Source organism: Bartonella sp. AP9QHHD, assembly GCF_042195625.1.
Lineage (GTDB): Bacteria > Pseudomonadota > Alphaproteobacteria > Rhizobiales > Rhizobiaceae > Bartonella.
This window is the reverse complement of the sequence record NZ_JBHIOP010000031.1, coordinates 99,346-115,956: the sequence shown is the minus strand read 5'-3', so window position 1 is coordinate 115,956 and position 16,611 is coordinate 99,346. Positions and strand designations below refer to the sequence as shown.

Sequence of the window (16,611 nt, the reverse complement as noted above, 5' to 3'; positions counted from 1 at the left end):
ATTGAAGCAATCAAAACCATTCTCTTACATATGAAACGTGGGATTGCCGTATAGAGTGAAACTGTACAAGAAAGGACTAAAAATGCCTCTAATAAATTGACTCAAGTGCCAAGAGCTTGTCGCAACATTGGGGACTGGCAAAGATGATGATCGTGCCGGCTTTTTCCTTTGCAAGCGTAAAAATGAGAGAGGCTCAACGAATGTGAATAAGAACTGAGAGGTGTTTTTGAGTATACTCATCACACCACAATGACATTGCATATAGAGGGACATTGCATGGGGGCACAGGGAACCCATGGGGCATTCATTATATGGCACTTTATTTTGGATATTTTACTTTACGCGAGGGAAAATACCTTCCATTCAAAACAAAAGAAGCCCAAAAACTGTAACAATGTGTATCATCCTCATTAACACACACTTTACAGCAGCTTTATAGGCATAAATTATAGAGCTGATGTACAAGCCCCTACTCTATCTTAGAGCCAGATCATTATCATAACCAAAACAAAATCACACGATAGATCAACAGAAAGTGTTCCAGCTGCAATCAACCAAAGTCGATTTCCATAAGACCAACCATACTCCATCCCATGCCATATTCGAAATCAATACTTATACACCCCCTCTAAGCTATAAGCTCAAGATATTTCTACGCCAAATAGAAATTAGGCAGAAAAAAACACTCTAGATTAGTTTTAATTGTGAAATTTCGGTTGTAAAAAAAATGGGTATACTGCTCTAAATATCGTAAGAAAGAAGCAAGGCGCTATTCTTCTCAGAACGCCCAAAAGCTGTTTTCAGTAATTCAATTTATTTTCCCACTGGATTATCATCGCTTAAACGTACAGCCGCCGCTTATTGACCAAAGCGCTTAAACTACAGCCGCATCTCTAAATGAAACAAAATGCACGCTTCTAAACGTAATGAATGAGAACAAATTGACGGAAAGTTTCTGGCAATTCATGCCAATGAGGGGTTTCAAGTTCCAATGTCGGTGTATGAAGTGACACTTTTACAATTTCTTTTTTTATTTGTTCTGATGATATTTCCCCTTCGCACAAAGCAAGGGAGTACCTCTAAGAACGCCCAAAGGCTGTTTTGAGCAATTCGATTTGTTTTCCCACTGGATTATCATCTTCTAGAGCACAGGAGGCCGCAGTTTCCCACCCAGCACGCATATAGGTTATCCGCGCTTCTAAACGCAATGAATGAGAAACAAATTGGCGAAAAATTTCTGGCAATTCATGCCAATGCGGGGTTTCAAGTTCCAATGTCGGTGTATGAAGTGACACTTTTACAATTTCTTTTTTTATTTGTTCTGATGACATTTCCCCTTCACGCTCTGCGCGAAGAAGAAGGAGTTGAGAAGCGATTTGCATAAGTCGTGTACTTAAATACATAGCCTCTTTTGCATAGATTGCAGAAACCTCTGCCGAAAGAGAGCGTGCTACTAATTTCCCTTCTGAGTCAATATACGCTGCGGTTTTTTCAATCAGCGCCATTGTTTCTTCATAGAGACGATTAAAAGCATTTTCAAAAGCATTATGCTCAATCATGATAATAGGTTCATCATATGGACGTTTATGTACACTCACGCTTTTATACTCCAAGTATCAGCACAAAATCACACTCTTCAACGAACAGAGTATTAAAAAGTTTCTTTTGTTGCTGTGTAGAACGCTTTTTTTTTAAAACTGCTACCTCTTTTAATTTTTTTGCGCAACGCACTTTTTATACTAAGGTTAACGTGCCCAATAAACACTACAGGAATATTTTTTATAAACGGATCATTTTCCTTGAAAAGGACCACTGCCAAGATTGCCGTTTTTCACAATAATAAGCGACTCCAAATTGCAAAGCAATACCCGTTATTATTAAGAGGGTATCGGAAAAAAACGTTTCTGTCATCACTGTTTTTATAATTTGTCCAAACATCGCAAAAATGGTTCCCGTTACAAAGACCGGTAAACTATGTTTTCCTAAAATTGCTAAAGGATGTTTTGGAGAGACATAAAACCATTTATTGATGCGCGGCAAAGAAAGAATGAGAAAGGCTAATGCAAGAACATGGAGTAAACGTGGCAAGCTTAAAAAGGTTTTATTAAAGTTCAACAATGGGGAAGACCAGCCAAGCCACCCCAAAATGCCCCACCAATTTAAGCGAACCCATAACAGCGCCAACAAGAGATACGCTGCCGCACAAACAATCCAAAAAGACTGAAAAGCGATTTTTTTTCCTTGTTTAAGCGCTAAAGTACTGGTCAATCCTATGACAAATAAGAATTGCCAAGACAAAGGATTTAAAAACCACTTTCCCTTTAAAGGATAAGAAGGAGGAGCAATTTTATAAAATCCGCAGATAAGATACAGTGTAAAGGAGCCCAAAAGCAGCCATTTTGTCTGCTTACAACTCAAATAAAGGATAAAAGGCGCAAAAAACATCAAAACGATATAAAGAGGAAGAATATTATTATATCCCAATTGATGCCCAAAGCTTAAGGTACTCAAAAATGCGATACCAGGCTCTTTAAAAAAGAGTCCCACATTGTTCATCGATAAAAGTTTTTCTGTTCGCCATAATAAAAAGGCAGCAAAAAAAAGACTTAACGTGACAAAAGTCGTAAAAAGATATGCCCCATAGAGCTGCAGAGCTCTGTACCAAAGTTTTCGGATAATAAAAGCAAAGGATTTTTGCTGTAATCGTCCATGAAAGCTTAACCCAAGAGCAATCCCTGAAAGCAAAACAAACACTTCTGCACAATCAGAAAAACCGAAGTTTCTATGAGTAAAAGACTCATAGATCGTTCTGGGAATATGGTTGATGAAAATCGTCAATAAGGCCAAAGAACGAAAAACATCAATGCGTGTATCACGATGAGAAGGTTGAGTATTATGCTCAAGAATACCTTGGTATTTCATCAGTGGACTCCCACACGTTGCACCCCCCTTGAAGTCCCATAAAAATGGTGCTTACCCTTATTGCCAACAAGCATGAACAGGATGAAATTTTAATTTTTAAGAGTCAAGTTTCATTTTAAGCGTTTATTTTTTTAAAAGCAAAAGTTTTTTAAAGGCAAAAGAACGAAAAGCGTCCATACGTGTATCACAACAAAAAGGCGACATATTATGCTTAAAAACACTCTCATTTCTCATAAACAGGCTTCCACACACCCACAAATCCTTTAAATTACGTGAAAATGGTGGTCACTTTCATCGCAAATAAGCATAATAGAATGAAACTTTAATTTTTAAGCGTTATTTTTTCTAAGAAACAGGGATTTGACATGACACAACAAAAAAATAAACCAATTGATCCACCTCTTTTCCCTCAGTTGATTTTAACACTTGATGTTCGGCGCAACACCCCACACACATTTTTGCAGCAAATTTTGCAAACAAAGTCTTTTGCATGCGTCATCCTCTATGATTCTGAAAGGTTGAAAGATGATGGCTCTTTTTTACAACAACAAGCGCAAACTTACGCAGAAGATATTCAACATCATGACGCAGCCCTTCTCATCGCTGATGACAGCCGCATTGCTGGGCGCATAAAGGCTGATGGATTACACATAGAAGATGATCTTAACGCTCTTGAAAGCTTCAAAAATCAGCAAAAGGAACAAAAAATCATAGGCTTTGGCAATCTACGCAATCGCCATAGTGCTATGCTTGCAGCGGAAACAGGTGTTGATTACCTGTTCTTTGGAAAACTCGGGGCTGATAAAAAACCCCAAGCGCACCCCCGCAATCTCCAGTTAGCAACATGGTGGGCAGAAATTATGCAAACCCCCGCCATTATCCAAGCAGGAAGCGATTTTTCAACCTTTGATGAAGTCTTAAAGACTGGATGTGAATTCATTGCTGTAGAAGAAGTGATTTTTGGGAACGACAACCCCTTAATACTGCTTAAAACAATGCAAGAAAAATGTGAAAACACCCCCTTGTAATATAGGAGGAGAATTTATAAATAAAGCGTTAACTTTCGTGTTTCTTATATAGAGAACATAATGGAATATATAAATAGGAGAAAAATTCGTTTCGTTTATTCACAATTCAATCAGATCGCTTCATCACGCAGTAAAATTTCCCATCATTTAGTCAAGTTTTCCCACGTTTCAATCAATTGAATGGAAGGTGACCGTCTCTTTTTGTGCATTGTATAAGAAAATGAAATCATAAAGCTATTTAAATTCAAATAGTTATAAAAATAAATCAACATTTTATATTAATAACCAGCGATATTGAAAGAATATAAACAGTGAAATATAGCGGCACCTTCGAAGACCTTAAAGATATAGTTAAAACAGCTGGATATAAAATCATAGAAACTAAGTTTCTATCACTTAATTCTTCTAAAGGATATCAGATCAAAACCTCCGAAGGAGGCACTACTAATTGGTTTAAAAGCACAGGAAAACTTCAAGTTCAAGGCAGCGCAAACATAAAACAAAAGCTAACAGAAGATTTAGCAAAGCATCTAGAAGAAACATCAACGATTCCTTCCTCAAAAACTGCTTCCAATCCTTCAAATAAAAAAATCTTTATCGTTCATGGCCATGACCATATTGCTCTAGAGCAACTTGAACTTATTCTTCGCAGGCTTGGTCTCGAACCATACATCTTAAAAAATACTGGTGGTAATGGTTTAACCCTCATTGAAATTTTGGAAAAAGAAGCTTGTAACGATTCTATAGGATTTGGTATTGTGCTATTTACTCCCGATGATATAGGCTATGCTAGATCTGACAAGGAAAAAAAAGAACAATTTCGTGCACGACAAAACGTTATTTTTGAAATGGGCATGTTAACCGCTGCACTTTCTCGCAAAAATGTCGCTATTCTAAAAAAACAAGACCTTGAACTCCCTTCAGATTTTGGTGGGCTTAAATACATTCCTTTTAAAAAACACGTAAAAGAAACACTTCCGGATCTTTTTGATCGACTATGTGAAGCCGGCTACAATTTAGATGCAAAAAAATTTGCTACAGCATCACGTTAAATTTGAATAATGCTTATGTTTATTTTTTAAAGCGCACGCCCAAAACCAAAAGACACCCCACCACATTCCACAGACACACACATCCTATAGGCTCAAAGAAACGATCCACCCCCCACCCTTCTTCAAACAGCAAGCGATTGTGCAAATTTTAGTGAAGAGACCGCGTGTGTATTCATTACCGTGAAAGAAATCATTTTAGTCCCTTTAATAAACACGGGGATGTTGTCATGATTTTGGTAATCGTTCCAGAAAGGTTTAAGAGGCAGATAGCCTCTGATTAGATTAAAGAAAAATAGGAAATTCACGTCGGGCATGTACTACAGCTACAATTTCGATTTGATGTGCAGCTACTTGATACAATATAAGGTAATTTGGATGCGCTACAATTTCTCGTAATCCTAATACCTTCTCACTCTGTCTGTATAAATATAGATGTTCAGCCAATGGCAGTACGGATGCTTCCAAAAACCTTTTCATTCGGCGCGCAGCAGATGGATTTTCGCGAGCAATATAAGTTAAAATCTGACGCAAATCGTCGCGCGCCGAAGACAACCAAACAACCGGAAGCATCACTTTTCCTGTTCAGCTTCAAGCTGACTGATTATAACTTCCATTTCAGCCATAACCTCATCATGCGGAATAGGAGGATATGGATTTGCAAGACTGCTCGCTACCTTATCGCGCAGCCATGCAGTGTAACTGCTTTCCTGTTCAACGGTTTCGAACTCTGAAATTAGCAGAGAAAGGGTGATCTTTATAACATATGTCCTTTCTATTCCTGAATATTGAAGATAATTACTCTTGGCTATGTTGTCAATACTAGCGAATTGAAAATGTTTAACTTTTAAGCGTCCAAAGTTCTTTTGATCTTAAAACTTAAGGCTTTTTAACCCTCTCAAAAAACACGGGGGCTGTTGTCATGATTTTGGTAATCATTCCAGAGAGGTTTAAGAGGCAGATAGCCTCTCATTAAAAAACAAATTTTGTAAGTAAAAAACTATTTTTATTGTAAATTTCCTGAAATTACTTTATGAATTAAAAGATGTTTTGGTCGCATACGCAACGACCAAGAGGGTCTTGAAAGCCCGAAAATCTAAACATGAATTTACCCCACTTTGTGGGTATCCCGGAATTCCGGGAGTTTTTGCTATGTCCAGGTGCTTTAAGCACTAAAAGCAAAAAAAGCTGATTAGATTTCAGTACTTTCAAGCTCCCGGAATACTCATGCGAGGGCGCTCGCGACCGGCGGGGGGGCTTTAAAATGCAAACCAAAGATCTTGATAACGACATTTTCATTGGCAAAAAAATTCGTTTGAGACGAAAAATGTTGAAGATGTCTCAAAAAACATTAGGTCAGCACTTAGGTGTCACTTTCCAACAATCCAGAAATATGAAAACGGCTTAAATCGTGTCAGCGCAGGGCGTTTAATGGAAATTTCTGATATTTTGAATGTTCCCATTGCCTTTTTTTATGCCGATATCATTACAAAACAACAGCCCGCATACCACCATGATGAAATCGCATCAAGCACAGAGGAATATCTGCTGCTCAAAAGATTTAGAACTCTCACAACGGTAAAAAAGAAAGCCTTTTTACAACTGATCTCTGAAGAGAATGCAAGCTAATATAACGCGATAGCGTGCACTATTCAAAGTCCCCTTTGTAACACTTTATTGCTTGAATGCAAAACATACCACCCCTCCATTTTAAAAAACGACACGTTAAGAGACACTATTTTAATTTTTATTGTAAATTTTTTGAAATTACTTTATGAATTAAAAGATGTTTTGGTCGCATACGCAACGACCAATAGGGATTAAAAGCCTGAAAAACTCAAACATGAATTTACCCACTCCTGTGGGTATCCCGGAATTCCGGGAGATTTTGCTATGTCCAAGTGCTTCTCAGCACTAAAAGCAAAATGCTGATTTGAGTTCAGTGCTTTTAACTCCCGGAATACTCATGCGAGGGCGCTCGCAACCGGCGGGGAAAAATGCAATCTCAAAATCTTAATATTGATCTTTTTATTGGCAAAAAAATTCGTTTGAGACGAAAAATGCTAAAAATGTCTCAAAAAACATTGGGTCAACATTTAGGTGTTACTTTCCAACAAATCCAGAAATATGAAAACGGCTTAAATCGTGTCAGCGCAGGGCGATTAAAAGAAATTTCTGATATCTTGAATGTTCCACTTTCCTTTTTTTATGCGGATATCATTACAAAACAGCAGTCCCCATACCACCATGATGAAATCGCATCAAGCACAGAGGAATACCTGCTGCTCAAAAGATTTAGAGTTCTAACAACGGTAAAAAAGAAAGCCTTTTTACAGCTAATCTCTGATGAGAATGCAAGCTAACATCACACGGATAGCGTGCGCTATTCATAAGCATTCATACGTATTTTAAAAAGCAACCTCCATTGTAAGCATTTTTTCATTTTAAGAGGAGAAGCCCTTGATATAATAGAAGATAAGCATCTTTACATACGATAACCCTTCATCATTATTACTTTTAACAGAACTGTTTTAAACAGTCTGTCTCTCGTCGACATTTATGCTACTTTTTTAACTTACCCAACCCTACCTTGAACCAAGACGAAAAACTGAGAGATAAAAAGTAATATAGAAATGAAATTCTTATACGGCTTGTAATGATGAAAAAAAAATGTGAAAATTCTGATCGGTAATGAGGAGAAAACACCATGATCAAGAGAAGTGTGAAGCTGCTTATCTTAGGCGTGATTGGGCTTGCAAGTTCTGCTGTAAGTTCAGCGGGAAACACTGAAGAAATCTCAAATTCTGAAAGCTCTTTCAATACGATTCAAGAAGCTTCAAACACTCAAGAACCTTTTCAGCCCTTAAAAGCTGGAGACTATGACCAAGCCTATGACTATTACATCCAAGGTTATTATTTAAAAGCTTTTCGTGAAGCACTCCGACGTGCTGAAAAAAATGATCCTTTTGCACAAACTCTTCTTGCCCGAATTTATATGGAAGGATGTGCTGTTCCTATTGACGGTGCGCGTGCTGCTTTATGGTTTGAACGCGCCGCAAAACAGGGGGAACCCCAAGCACAACTACGCTATGGACTTATGTTGTTTGATGGTCACTTTATAAAACAAAATCAAGAACTTGGTGCGCAATTCATTCAAAAAGCTGTCAAAGCAGGCGTCAAGGAAGCCTATTTTTATTATGGACAACTGCTTCTTTATAAAGCCTCACAGGAAAAACAAGCTCTCCCCGGTGTTTCTTCCCAAAGTCGTGAAAATGAAGCAATAGAGCAAGCCTTAAAATGGTACTTAAAAGGTGCTGCTCTTGGCGATGCTGAAGCGGCTTTTTCTGCTGCAAAAATTCTTTCCTTAGGCACATTAAAACGACCAAAAGATGATCACAATGCCCGCAAGCTCATGGAAGTAGCAGCTCAAAACAACCACTTAAAAGCTCAACTTCATTTAGCACAATGGCTTGTACAAGGGCGTGGAGGAGAAACAGATTTTCAGCGTGCTTTTCATTTACTTCACAGAAATGCCGTCAACATGATTGCACCAGCACAGATTTCCCTTGCAAGGCTTTATCGAGATGGCACAGGAACAAAAGGCGATACAATAATGGCAGCGGCATGGTATATGCTTGCAAAGGAGGCAAAAATGCAAGCTCCTGATCTTGAAATAATGCTCCAAGGCATGGATAAGGCACAACTAGAAAAAGCGCACAAAGAAGCAATAAAGCTCCTTCCTGTTTTTTAAAATACTCCTCTCTGCTTCAAAAAGATAAAATTTATAGAAATTCCGGGAGATTTTGCTCTGTCCAGGTGCTTTAAGCACTAAAAGCAAAAAGGCTGATTCGAGGTCAGTGTTTTTAGACTCCCGGAATACCAACGCGAGGGCGCTCGCAACCGGCGGGGGCTTTAAAATGCGAGCCAAAAATCTTGATAACGACATTTTCATTGGTAAAGAAAACGCACTGGTATCATTTGCTTAACAAACAATATCCAATAAGCAAAAGAGCTAGACTATCCCGAAAATTCCGCAAGCTCTATTTTTTCATTCTTTTTGCTTGGACGAAAAACACGCCGTCTCTTATAAAAAAACTATTTTTTATTGCCAAGCCTCCGAAATTACTTTACATATTTAAAGGTATTTTTGATCGTATACGCAACGATCAACGGGGATTAAAAACCCTAAGGTCCGATACATAAAAATGAACCCACTCTGTGGGTATCCCGGAATTCCGGGAGATTTTGCTATGTCCAGGTGCTTTAAGCACTAAAAGCAAAATGCTGATTCGGACTCAGTGTTTTTAACTCCCGGAATACCAATGCGAGGGCGCTCGCACTCGGAGGGGGCTTTAAAATGCGAGCCAAAAATCTTGATAACGACATTTTCATTGGCAAAAAAATTCGTTTGAGACGAAAAATGCTAAAAATGTCTCAAAAAACATTAGGTCAACATTTAGGTGTTACTTTCCAACAAATCCAGAAATATGAAAACGGCTTAAATCGTGTCAGCGCAGGGCGTTTAAAAAAAATTGCCGATATCTTAAATGTTCCACTTGTCTTTTTCTATGCGGACACCTCAGCAAAACAACAGCCCCCGTACTCTCATGATGAAATCGCATCAAGTACAGAAGAATACCTGCTGCTCAAAAGATTTAGAGTTCTAACCTCGATAAAACAGAAAGCCTTTTTACAGCTGATCTCTGATGAGAATGCAAGCTAACATCACGCGATAGCGTACGCTATTCAAAGCCCCCCTTGTGAACACTTTATTGCTTAAATGCAAAACATGCCACCCCTCCATTTTAAGAAACGACACGTTAAGAGACGCTATTTTAATTTTTATTGTAAATTTCCTGAAATTACTTTATAAATTAAAAGATGTTTTGGTCGCATACGCAACGACCAAAAGGGGCCTTGAAAACCCTAAGTTCTAGCGTAAAGATGAACCCACTTTGCGGGTATCCCGGGATTCCGGGAGATTTTGCTATGTCCAAGTGCTTTCAGCACTAAAAGCAAAAAGGCTGACTAGAACTCAGTATTTTCAAGCTCCCGGAATACCAACGCGAGGGCGCTCGCAACCGGCGGGGGCTTTAAAATGCGAGCCAAAAATCTTGATAACGACATTTTCATTGGCAAAAAGATTCGTTTGAGACGAAAAATGCTAAAAATGTCTCAAAAAACATTAGGTCAACATTTAGGTGTTACTTTCCAACAAATCCAGAAATATGAAAACGGCTTAAATCGTGTCAGCGCAGGGCGTTTAAAAGAAATTGCCGATATCTTAAATGTTCCACTTGTCTTTTTCTATGCAGATATCTTAACAAAACAACAGCCCCCGTACTCTCATGATGAAATCGCATCAAGTACAGAGGAATACCTACTTTTAAAAAGATTTAGAGTTCTAACCTCGATAAAACAAAGAGCCATTTTACAATTACTCTCTGATCAAAATGAAAGCTTTTAACATCATAATATAGGGCGCTACACTCTCTATTCTTGACTTGCCTCCCACCCCTCAAAGGACAGAACTCTTTTAGCTTCCCATTTTATGTGGTTCATTTCACAAAATTATCCCGACAAGCTCTCCCTCAAATATTCACCACACACTCTCATAAAAACATCACATGTACAAAATTTGATGCCTTACAAACACCACACCTCAAACGATAGTATTAAAAAAAACAGAATAAACATTCATACGTATTTAAAAAAAGATAGCCCTTAAAAAGCAATGCTTGAAAATTTTTTTGGTCGATCTGGAACAGCACCTAACGCATCATTTTATAATAGTGATCGAGGATATGATCTTAACATGCAAACGCAAAAAATTGCTTTTTTATCATAATCACTAAAAGCAGCTGTTTATTAAAATATACGCCACCAGAAGCACTTCAAGCAGCCTTTACAGCTGAAACCATTATTCATCGATTAATTAACCGATTGATTAGATACCAATATGTTGTTAAGTAGCTATGCGTAAAGTTGCTCTTATTTCTGGAAGAGGAGCTTCGCAAATAAAGAGCAACAATAAGTAAGGGGAATTAAAGATGTTAAAATATTTATTGCTGTCACCGGTTGTGTTGGTGGCTAGTTGCGCATCTGTAGGCAATTATTCATCAAATTATGTTGATCAAAGTCTTACAAAGCGTCAGGCACAATTAGTTGCTAACAAATTTATTAGCTATATCAAGAGACCTCTACCACCAGCTACAACCACATTTCTTATAAAGAAAAATAATACAGCAGACAACTTTACTCCTTTATTTATCAATCTGTTGCGACGGAATGGATATAATGTGATCTATACAGATCAACCTCAAAAGCAACAAAACATGGGTGTGAATTTGAGGTATAGAATAAAATTAAATAGTAGCACTATAGTGTCTCTTTTTCAGTATAGTGTGAACGGAGAACTACGTGCTCATATAAGTACTCAGCCCAAATGAACCCGCTATTTAATGTAAACATTCTCTATATTTTACACGTAAAGACTTAAAAGCTCTTGCGAAAGGCAAAGAGATTTGCACCTCAATAAAAAACCTCATTTTTAGCCAGAGTGGATAAATTTTATTATAGATTGTAACAATACAAAATAGTGTAAGTTATAGCTTTAAGATTTAAGGAAAGAAAAATACTAAAAATAATGAAAATGCCCCATACCCTAGCAAATTATTACGCGAAGATATAAATGCAAAACTTGGCTTATCTGTGATTGAAGCGGCTGAATAGCTTTCTATATCCTGTGTAGCATTTTCTAGGGTATTGGTAAAAATCCTTATAACGACATTTTCAATGGCAAATTCATTGGCAAAAAAATTCGTTTGAGACGAAAAATGCTTAAAATGTCTCAAAAAACATTAGGTCAACATTTAGGTGCCACTTTCCAACAAATCCAGAAATATGAAAACGGCTTAAATCGTGTCAGCATAGGGCGTTTAAAAGAAATTTCTGATATCCTAAATGCTCCACTTGTCTTTTTCTATGCTGATATCTTAACAAAACAACAGCCCCCGTACTCTCATGATGAAATCGCATCAAGTACAGAAAAATACCTGCTGCTCAAAAGATTTAGAGTTCTAACCTCGATAAAAAAGCCTTTTTACAGCTGATCTCTGATAAGAATACAAACGAACACCCCGCGATAACACACACCACGCTCTATCCCATGAGACACTCATAATAAACTCCGTATTCACATATTCTTAATTAAAAACACCTCATGGTTTTAGGGAACTTATATCATTACCATCAATTATATTATTGCCATCAATGATGATATTTTACGACACAACGGGATAAATTTCCCCAAAAATTCTAAAAAATTTTTGTGCAAATTTTTAAAAAGCTTGCGTCTGAGCGCTTTTTATGGTCTTGCAAAGAACTGAAAAGCAAAAATACATAAAGGTCCTTTTTTACTTAAGCTTTTCTCTTTGCAAAAAGCAGGAGAAAGCCCATAAAGAGCACACAGGACCATGAGAGAGCCGCAAGGTTAATCAAAGGGATTTTAGCCCGAAAATAACAAAAGAGCTTGACTGTTAAAGGCAGCAAAGAAAAGCGCCATAAAAACAACAAGAGAGTTCTTTTTGCAAGAATAGAATTGGATAGAAACGATGAAAATTAATGGCAATGAAATTCGCCCTGGTAATGTGATCGAACATCAAGGAAGCTTATGGGTTGCTGTTAAATGTAACGCTGTAAAACCAGGAAAAGGTGGTGCATTTAACCAAGTTGAAATGAAAAATTTGATTGATGGTACAAAACTTAATGAACGCTTTCGTGCTGCTGAGACAGTTGAACGCGTGCGCCTTGAACAAAAGGATTTCACATTTCTTTATCAACAAGGGGATGCTTTGGTCTTTATGGATTCAGAATCTTATGAACAACTTGAACTTCAAAAGGATTTTGTTGGTGAACGTGCTGCGTTTCTCCAAGATGGGATGACTGTCACAGTTGAACTTTATCAAGAAAAGCCTATTGGCATCTCACTTCCTGATCAAGTTGCTGTCACAATTGCGGAAGCCGATCCTGCCATCAAAGGACAAACGGTTACCTCCTCTTATAAACCCGCCATTCTTGAAAACGGGATTCGTATTCTTGTTCCCCCCTTTATGAATGCTGGTGAACGTATCATTGTAGACACCAATGAGTTGATTTATTTGCGTCGCGCAAATGAAAAAGATAAATAAAGGAATAAAAAATGGCCCATTCTGCAGTCATGAATGTCATGGTGCAAGCTGCAATGAAAGCAGGACGCTCGTTGGTACGTGATTACGGTGAAGTGCAAAATTTGCAAGTGTCTTTGAAAGGACCAGCAGATTATGTCAGCCAAGCAGATCGCAAAGCGGAAAAAATTATTTTCAATGAACTAAGCAAGGCGCGCCCCAAATTTGGTTTTCTGATGGAAGAGTCTGAAGAAATCATTGGAGAAGATTCACAACACCGTTTTATTGTTGACCCTTTAGATGGTACTACAAATTTTCTCCATGGCATTCCTTTTTTTGCTGTTTCCATTGCCTTAGAAAGCCAAGGGACAATCGTTGGTGGTGTCATTTACAATCCCGTGAATGATGAACTCTTCACCGCAGAACGCGGGTGTGGTGCTTTTTTCAATGACCGCCGCTGTCGCGTTTCTGCTCGACGCAGACTAGAAGATTGTGTCATTGCCACAGGAATGCCTCATTTTGGTCGCCCAAATCATGGAACCTACCTTATTGAATTACGTAATGTGATGGCAGAGGTTGCCGGACTTCGCCGTTTTGGTGCTGCTGCTCTTGATTTAGCTTATGTGGCTGCTGGAAGAACCGATGGCTTTTGGGAAGATAACCTGCAAATTTGGGATATGGCTGCTGGAATATTGATGGTTCGTGAAGCCGGTGGTTTTGTCACCGATAAAGAAGGCGGCAACAATATATTTCGCAAAAAAAATATCATTGCCGGCAATGAACACATTCGCCTAAAATTAGAAAAAACCCTCAAAAAAGGCATTTAAGCCTAAAAAAATCCAGCAGATTACCTCAGCCAAGCAGATCGCAAAGCGGAAAAAATTATTTTAAATGAATTAAGCAAAGCGCGCCCCAAATTTGGTTTTCTGATGGAAGTGTCAGAAGAAATCATTGGAGAAGATTCACAACACCGTTTTATTGTTGACCCTTTGAGATGGCACCACAAATTTTCTCCATGGCATTCCTTTTTTTGCTGTTTCCATTGCCTTAGAAAGCCAAGGAAAAATCGTTGGTGGTGTCATTTACAATCCCGTGAGTGATGAACTCTTCACCGCAGAACGCGGGTATGGTGCTTTTTTCAATAACCGACGCTGTCGCGTTTCTGCTCGACGCAGACTGGAAGATTGTGTCATTGCCACGGGAATGCCTCATTTTGGTCGCCCAAATCATGGAACCTATCTTATTGAATTACGCAATATAATGATGGAAGTTACTGGATTGCGCCGTTTTGGCGCTGCTCTTGAGTTTATCTTATGTCGCCGCAGAAAAAACCGATGGTTTTTGGGGAGATAACCTGCACATTTTTGATAAAACTACCAGCATACTGATGCTTCGCAAAACCGGTGTTTTTGTCACTGATAAAGAAGGCAGCAGCGATATATTTCGCAAAAAAAATATCATTGCCGGAAATGAACACATTCGCATCAAACTATAAAAAAAACTTCAAAAAAGCATTTAATTCTTACAGTTTTTTACAAAACCCTTAGAACCTTAAACAAACACATGAAGAAAGAGTTTTTAATTTTCTTTACAGAAAACGATAGGAAATAACTGATTAGATAGTGACAAAAAACATCACCACGAACAAAAAATGTACTTGCTATACCCCCCACAAAAGCAATCCCCAATAGCTTACCTTATTGACGTTTCTGTTATTCAAATTCCCCTGCAAACAAACTGAAAAAGGCAATAAAAACAAATCCCATCATAACAAACGCCCCAAAAAGCAATTATCGAACCTGAGGCAAAAACCTCTCCTACTTCTCTTGAGAGATCACTCTTACACTGCGCGCAAAAACTTGACTCTAGAAGAGCCCACTCTCTCCTTTTTGGTAAGAGCTGCGGCATATACCTCTATTCTCTTTTCACAAAAATACGCAATTATGCCAATTTCCATTAATATATTAATTCATACAATTGTTATCAGCTTCTCCTTCTTTTCAGCATTATTCTAAAGTATGTATCAAATAGGCATGGGATTTATAAAAATGCACATTTTTGTTCTCGAGAATTGCTTCTTGAAATTCGCTCACGAACTGTTCTTGATCTTTTTTGATAGCCTCTTCCAGTGCATTTACCTTTTCATCACCAAAAATGATTTTTAATTTTTCTTTTGAATTTCCTATTTTGACAAGCATTTTCCAAAAGATCCATTGATTATCACATTTCTTACTTGACCACTTCATCCATTCTATGACTCCTAATTTATAGGCTTTTTCATATGTTGGAGTCTCTTTAGCAATACGCAACCCCTTTTTCTTTTCTTTATCTTTCTCTCTACAAACATCAATGTCATTTCTAACCGTGGAGTAACGACAATCCTTATCAAAGGCCATATATCCTTCTTTTACCGTATCAATAAGCTGCTTATAGTAAATAAAAGTTTTTCTTGCCGCTTTATAAGCACTGGAAATATCATACAATAATGCTAGAAGCTCTCTTTTACAAATGCATAGTAATTCAGCATCTCTAGGCAGACTAAGATACCAACAAGACAGTATCTCTTCTAGCGTTTCATATTCTGTATATTTAGGTATATCTTCATAATAAATTTCCAAAGACTTTAACTCTTCATAGTATCCTGAAGCCTTGTCTTGTAGTTGCTGTTCATATTCAGCCGTAATCATATCATCAATCATATATAACCACCAATGAAACAACAGCATTGTAGGCTTATAGCGCTTTTTTTTCGTCAAAGGGTCCACAAACTTTCGTAATGTGACACCATTCTGTCTCATGAATCGCACAACTTTAGGATAAGTTTCTTTAAAAATTGGACGCATCATTAATTCATTTATTTTTTTGATATGTTCATCAGTCAGTTCTTTTGTCAGCGCCTTTTCATACAAAAACCACGCTTCTCCATATCCTTGCATACAAATATCTTTTACCATCAAAGGCCATTGTCCGCTCGATTCAGAAGATAGCCAATGTTCAGGATTTTTTATCTCCAGTAAATCTCTTTCCCAATGCTTTGCTTCTTCATCCCATTGTTTAATCCATTTTGGCGATATTTTTTGAGTTTTTTTTAACAAGCCTTTGTTCCCATTGTGCAATAATATCGTGGTATATCGCGCACTCTCGATCTTTTAGCTGCAGTAATTTCTCATATTGCTCAAGTTGTTCACTTAATTGCTTTTTCTGATAATTTGCTAACCAAAGACTATAGATTATGCTCCCTATTATAACTATTCCTACTATAACTATGAAAGTATCGTGATCACTCATTCTTGCTTTCTTCTATCCTCACCAACATTTAACGCAGCTCTTTTATCGACTTCTCGATATTGCATCATTATGTGTATATCTGATTTGAAAATCACTACATATTCTATTTTAATAAAAACAATACACAAAATATAGATGTTTTTATTGGTAAAATAAAAC

Annotated in this window: 15 protein-coding genes and 4 pseudogenes; 12 read left to right on the top strand and 7 right to left on the bottom strand. The window is 37.6% G+C overall.

Features of this window, described 5'->3' with window-relative positions; all coding sequences use genetic code 11:
- Positions 1-912: 912 nt before the first annotated feature.
- The 3 genes and pseudogenes from ACFIK4_RS02360 to ACFIK4_RS02350 all read right to left on the bottom strand — a co-directional run.
- A pseudogene (locus ACFIK4_RS02360) lies at positions 913-1,058 on the bottom strand (DUF1465 domain-containing protein); the annotation flags it as partial.
- 21 nt (positions 1,059-1,079) lie between these two features.
- Positions 1,080-1,598, bottom strand: a complete 519-nt coding sequence (locus tag ACFIK4_RS02355; protein WP_375649927.1) for a DUF1465 family protein — start codon at positions 1,596-1,598, stop codon at positions 1,080-1,082.
- A gap of 181 nt (positions 1,599-1,779) precedes the next feature.
- Positions 1,780-2,922 (bottom strand): OpgC family protein, encoded by a 1,143-nt coding sequence (locus ACFIK4_RS02350; RefSeq protein WP_375674834.1) that lies wholly within the window; start codon positions 2,920-2,922, stop codon positions 1,780-1,782.
- Between the two features lie 365 nt (positions 2,923-3,287).
- Between ACFIK4_RS02350 and ACFIK4_RS02345 the strand changes: the two genes are divergently transcribed.
- Both ACFIK4_RS02345 and ACFIK4_RS02340 read left to right on the top strand, forming a co-directional pair.
- A complete protein-coding gene (locus tag ACFIK4_RS02345; protein ID WP_375674832.1) occupies positions 3,288-3,950 on the top strand; it encodes a thiamine phosphate synthase in 663 nt (220 codons plus the stop codon).
- 311 nt (positions 3,951-4,261) lie between these two features.
- Positions 4,262-5,002, top strand: a complete 741-nt coding sequence (locus ACFIK4_RS02340; RefSeq protein ID WP_375674830.1) for a TIR domain-containing protein — start codon at positions 4,262-4,264, stop codon at positions 5,000-5,002.
- 282 nt (positions 5,003-5,284) lie between these two features.
- Here ACFIK4_RS02340 and ACFIK4_RS02335 read toward each other — a convergent pair whose 3' ends face one another.
- Both ACFIK4_RS02335 and ACFIK4_RS02330 read right to left on the bottom strand, forming a co-directional pair.
- Positions 5,285-5,572, bottom strand: a complete 288-nt coding sequence (locus ACFIK4_RS02335) for a type II toxin-antitoxin system RelE/ParE family toxin (protein ID WP_375674828.1) — start codon at positions 5,570-5,572, stop codon at positions 5,285-5,287.
- On the bottom strand, positions 5,572-5,736 hold the full coding sequence (locus ACFIK4_RS02330; RefSeq protein ID WP_375674860.1) for an antitoxin: 165 nt from the start codon (positions 5,734-5,736) through the stop codon (positions 5,572-5,574). Before ACFIK4_RS02330 ends, ACFIK4_RS02335 begins: the two co-directional genes overlap by 1 nt.
- Before the next feature lie 490 nt (positions 5,737-6,226).
- Here ACFIK4_RS02330 and ACFIK4_RS02325 point away from each other — a divergent pair.
- The 10 genes and pseudogenes from ACFIK4_RS02325 to ACFIK4_RS02280 form a co-directional block, all read left to right on the top strand.
- Positions 6,227-6,628, top strand: a pseudogene (locus ACFIK4_RS02325) (helix-turn-helix domain-containing protein).
- A 368-nt stretch (positions 6,629-6,996) separates the two neighbouring features.
- Positions 6,997-7,362, top strand: a complete 366-nt coding sequence (locus tag ACFIK4_RS02320; protein WP_375674826.1) for a helix-turn-helix domain-containing protein — start codon at positions 6,997-6,999, stop codon at positions 7,360-7,362.
- 344 nt (positions 7,363-7,706) lie between these two features.
- On the top strand, positions 7,707-8,750 hold the full coding sequence (locus ACFIK4_RS02315; RefSeq protein ID WP_375674824.1) for a tetratricopeptide repeat protein: 1,044 nt from the start codon (positions 7,707-7,709) through the stop codon (positions 8,748-8,750).
- A gap of 606 nt (positions 8,751-9,356) precedes the next feature.
- Positions 9,357-9,722 (top strand): helix-turn-helix domain-containing protein, encoded by a 366-nt coding sequence (locus tag ACFIK4_RS02310; protein ID WP_375674822.1) that lies wholly within the window; start codon positions 9,357-9,359, stop codon positions 9,720-9,722.
- 375 nt (positions 9,723-10,097) lie between these two features.
- Positions 10,098-10,466 (top strand): helix-turn-helix domain-containing protein, encoded by a 369-nt coding sequence (locus tag ACFIK4_RS02305; protein ID WP_375638272.1) that lies wholly within the window; start codon positions 10,098-10,100, stop codon positions 10,464-10,466.
- A gap of 583 nt (positions 10,467-11,049) precedes the next feature.
- Positions 11,050-11,448, top strand: a complete 399-nt coding sequence (locus ACFIK4_RS02300) for a hypothetical protein (RefSeq protein ID WP_375674819.1) — start codon at positions 11,050-11,052, stop codon at positions 11,446-11,448.
- A 315-nt stretch (positions 11,449-11,763) separates the two neighbouring features.
- Positions 11,764-12,182, top strand: a pseudogene (locus ACFIK4_RS02295) (helix-turn-helix domain-containing protein).
- 430 nt (positions 12,183-12,612) lie between these two features.
- Positions 12,613-13,188, top strand: coding sequence for an elongation factor P (gene efp / locus ACFIK4_RS02290; protein WP_015856958.1), 576 nt, complete (start codon positions 12,613-12,615; stop codon positions 13,186-13,188).
- Between the two features lie 11 nt (positions 13,189-13,199).
- Positions 13,200-13,991, top strand: a complete 792-nt coding sequence (locus ACFIK4_RS02285) for an inositol monophosphatase family protein (RefSeq protein WP_375638271.1) — start codon at positions 13,200-13,202, stop codon at positions 13,989-13,991.
- A gap of 6 nt (positions 13,992-13,997) precedes the next feature.
- Positions 13,998-14,676: pseudogene (locus ACFIK4_RS02280) on the top strand (inositol monophosphatase family protein); the annotation flags it as partial.
- A gap of 494 nt (positions 14,677-15,170) precedes the next feature.
- Here the strand turns inward: ACFIK4_RS02280 and ACFIK4_RS02275 are convergent.
- Both ACFIK4_RS02275 and ACFIK4_RS02270 read right to left on the bottom strand, forming a co-directional pair.
- Positions 15,171-16,259 carry a hypothetical protein gene (locus ACFIK4_RS02275; protein ID WP_375674817.1) on the bottom strand — a complete coding sequence of 363 codons (1,089 nt, stop codon included), beginning with the start codon at positions 16,257-16,259 and terminating at the stop codon, positions 15,171-15,173.
- Positions 16,219-16,452 (bottom strand): hypothetical protein, encoded by a 234-nt coding sequence (locus ACFIK4_RS02270; RefSeq protein ID WP_375674815.1) that lies wholly within the window; start codon positions 16,450-16,452, stop codon positions 16,219-16,221. The genes ACFIK4_RS02275 and ACFIK4_RS02270 overlap by 41 nt, the downstream gene beginning before the upstream one ends.
- Positions 16,453-16,611 lie beyond the last annotated feature (159 nt).

What these genes read in the sequence shown, in the direction of transcription:
- ACFIK4_RS02350 (WP_375674834.1), bottom strand. Translation starts at nt 2,922, where the DNA reads ATGAAATACCAAGGTATTCTTGAGCATAATACTCAACCTTCTCATCGT.
- ACFIK4_RS02345 (WP_375674832.1), top strand. Translation starts at nt 3,288, where the DNA reads ATGACACAACAAAAAAATAAACCAATTGATCCACCTCTTTTCCCTCAG.
- ACFIK4_RS02335 (WP_375674828.1), bottom strand. Translation starts at nt 5,572, where the DNA reads ATGCTTCCGGTTGTTTGGTTGTCTTCGGCGCGCGACGATTTGCGTCAG.
- ACFIK4_RS02320 (WP_375674826.1), top strand. Translation starts at nt 6,997, where the DNA reads ATGCAATCTCAAAATCTTAATATTGATCTTTTTATTGGCAAAAAAATT.
- ACFIK4_RS02315 (WP_375674824.1), top strand. Translation starts at nt 7,707, where the DNA reads ATGATCAAGAGAAGTGTGAAGCTGCTTATCTTAGGCGTGATTGGGCTT.
- ACFIK4_RS02310 (WP_375674822.1), top strand. Translation starts at nt 9,357, where the DNA reads ATGCGAGCCAAAAATCTTGATAACGACATTTTCATTGGCAAAAAAATT.
- ACFIK4_RS02305 (WP_375638272.1), top strand. Translation starts at nt 10,098, where the DNA reads ATGCGAGCCAAAAATCTTGATAACGACATTTTCATTGGCAAAAAGATT.
- ACFIK4_RS02300 (WP_375674819.1), top strand. Translation starts at nt 11,050, where the DNA reads ATGTTAAAATATTTATTGCTGTCACCGGTTGTGTTGGTGGCTAGTTGC.
- efp (WP_015856958.1), top strand. Translation starts at nt 12,613, where the DNA reads ATGAAAATTAATGGCAATGAAATTCGCCCTGGTAATGTGATCGAACAT.
- ACFIK4_RS02285 (WP_375638271.1), top strand. Translation starts at nt 13,200, where the DNA reads ATGGCCCATTCTGCAGTCATGAATGTCATGGTGCAAGCTGCAATGAAA.
- ACFIK4_RS02270 (WP_375674815.1), bottom strand. Translation starts at nt 16,452, where the DNA reads ATGAGTGATCACGATACTTTCATAGTTATAGTAGGAATAGTTATAATA.